Origin of the sequence: Marichromatium sp. AB32 (assembly GCF_003718675.1) — a bacterium.
Lineage (GTDB): Bacteria > Pseudomonadota > Gammaproteobacteria > Chromatiales > Chromatiaceae > Marichromatium > Marichromatium gracile.
In genome coordinates, this window is the sequence record NZ_RHFJ01000118.1 from 1 (window position 1) to 2,097 (window position 2,097).

Below are 2,097 nucleotides of genomic sequence, written 5' to 3' on the forward strand. Positions count from 1 at the left end.
TGAACAACTCCTCCGCACCCTCCGGCACCAGGACCTCGTCACACAGGAAGTAGTCGATCGCGCTCAACCCCGAGGTGTAGCCATAACCGACCCAGAGACTCACCGACACCGGCGCCGGCTTGCGCGCGAACGCCCCCAGCCGGTTATTTGCCGTATGACCGGCCAGGTCGACCAGGATGTCGATGCCGTCGGCACGGATACGTTCAGCGAGCTGGACGTCGCTCAGCCCTCGGGTCGGCACCCAGTGATCGACCAGTGAGCGATAACGTGCGGTCTGGGCATCCTCGCGCACCAACTGAGCATAGGCAAAAACCTCAAACCGCTCATGATCATGGCATTCGAGCAATGGTTCGAGCATGTAGCGAATTGCGTGGGAGAAAAAGTCCGGAGAGACATAGCCCAGGCGCAAGCGTCGCTCTGGCTCACGCCCGTTACTGTGCGATCGCCAATTCACCCTGAGCGATTGCCAATAGCGGATATCGTAATCCAGGTAGGCGGCAAAAATGTCCTGACCGGACCAGTCAGGATGGTAGTTGATCGTAAACAGCTGATTGGATTCAGCGACAGCAAATTGAGGCTTATCTTTTAGCGCCAGCGAGTAGTAACGAAGCGCTTCATCGTGGCGACCAAGATCCTGAAAGATACCGGCAATATTGTTTTTGGCATTGCAGTTACCGGGATCTTTGGCCAAGGCATTCTGATAGTAAGCCAAGGCTTGATGGAGGTGTCCGCGCTCCTTGCAGACAACCCCGATATTCGAGTAAGCCTCGGAAAGACCTGGCTTCAGCGAAAGCGCCTGCTTACAACAGACAATCGACTCATCAAGCTTCCCAAGCGATTTCAAAACAACCCCAAGGCTGTTGTATGCCTCGGCATAATATGGCGAAATCTCTATGGCGCGACGAAAACAACGTTCAGCCTGCGAGTATCTTCCTAGCTCAACAAGGATGTTGCCCAAGGTGTTTAGCAGCTCTGAATCTACAGAATCTATTGCCAGAGCTTGCTGCATGACTGTCAGTGCGGCTTGATATTTTCCAGAATGGAAAAGGGCGGTGCCCATGGCCTTCCACAAAAAGGGATCTCGAGGAAATCTATCACATAGATCACGCGCCTTTGCCAAGGCTTCATCAAAGCGTTTTACCTCTATCAAACCTTTGATCTCAGAGGCATCCGCAGTCGAAATCCGAGGCGTTTCAGTTGTCGCCAACGCCTCCTTCACCTCCACGCCACGATTGACATCAGAAAAGCTTTCTTGATCAATCCCCAAGCGCTTGCAGAGCTGGGCAAAAACGCCCGCACCATCCTCCATGGCGCGCACTTCGCTCAACACGAGACCAGCATCCTTGTGGTGGCCTTGGCACAGTCGCACGTCGATCAGCAAAGCCAACGCGTTTAGATCCAGTGGCTTGAGCCTCAGGGCTTTCCTGATCAGCTCGGCACTGGCATCGAGATTCCCTTTGAGCTTCGCAATCGAGGCCAGATCAAAAAGCGCAGAGAAGTGGTCAGGATCGACCTCAAGCACGGCACGATAAATCGGCTCAGCCACCTCAATACGCCCGTCACGATAATGACCCAGGGCTATCTCGTAAAGATTGTCATCACCATTCAAAACCGCACCTTTTTAGTAGTGGAGCCGCTGCTGGGCGCCAGCGCCGGGACGACAGCCTGATGCTCAACGGCATCTCTCTGGATTCTGTTCCGAGCTGGAATCACAGCTCAATGCTGAACAACTATCGCACTAAAGGGCTGCAAGCACCTCTTCCGATGTGCCCGAGACGCACCACCGTCGCCACATCGCCCGGTAGGCGGCCTCGATCCGCGCCACCTGCCCCTGCTCGTCACGCCAGGGGCTGGCCTCCATCTGCGCGCGCAACCCGGCGCGGGTCGTCGCCAGCGCCTCGCGATCCGCAGCCAGCGCGACCACGCGCTCGACGTAGTCGGCCTCGTCCGTGGCGATCCATTCCTCCCGCCCCAGCCCCGAGAGGATCATCGCCCCGATCCGGCCCACACTCGGCCGGTCGGCCAGGGTCACGAAGGGCACCCCCATGTAGAGCGATTCGAGCAGCGTCGTCCCCGAGTTGTGCGGGAAGCAGTCGA

The 2,097-nt window shown here is 56.9% G+C and carries 1 protein-coding gene and 1 pseudogene; both read right to left on the reverse strand.

The annotated features are described in order from the left end of the window. Positions 1-1,609, reverse strand: a 1,609-nt coding sequence (locus tag EBL85_RS17140; RefSeq protein WP_148040583.1) for a tetratricopeptide repeat protein, incomplete at its 3' end; no start/stop codon positions are given. A gap of 129 nt (positions 1,610-1,738) precedes the next feature. After that, a pseudogene (locus EBL85_RS16695) lies at positions 1,739-2,097 on the reverse strand (glycosyltransferase); the annotation flags it as partial.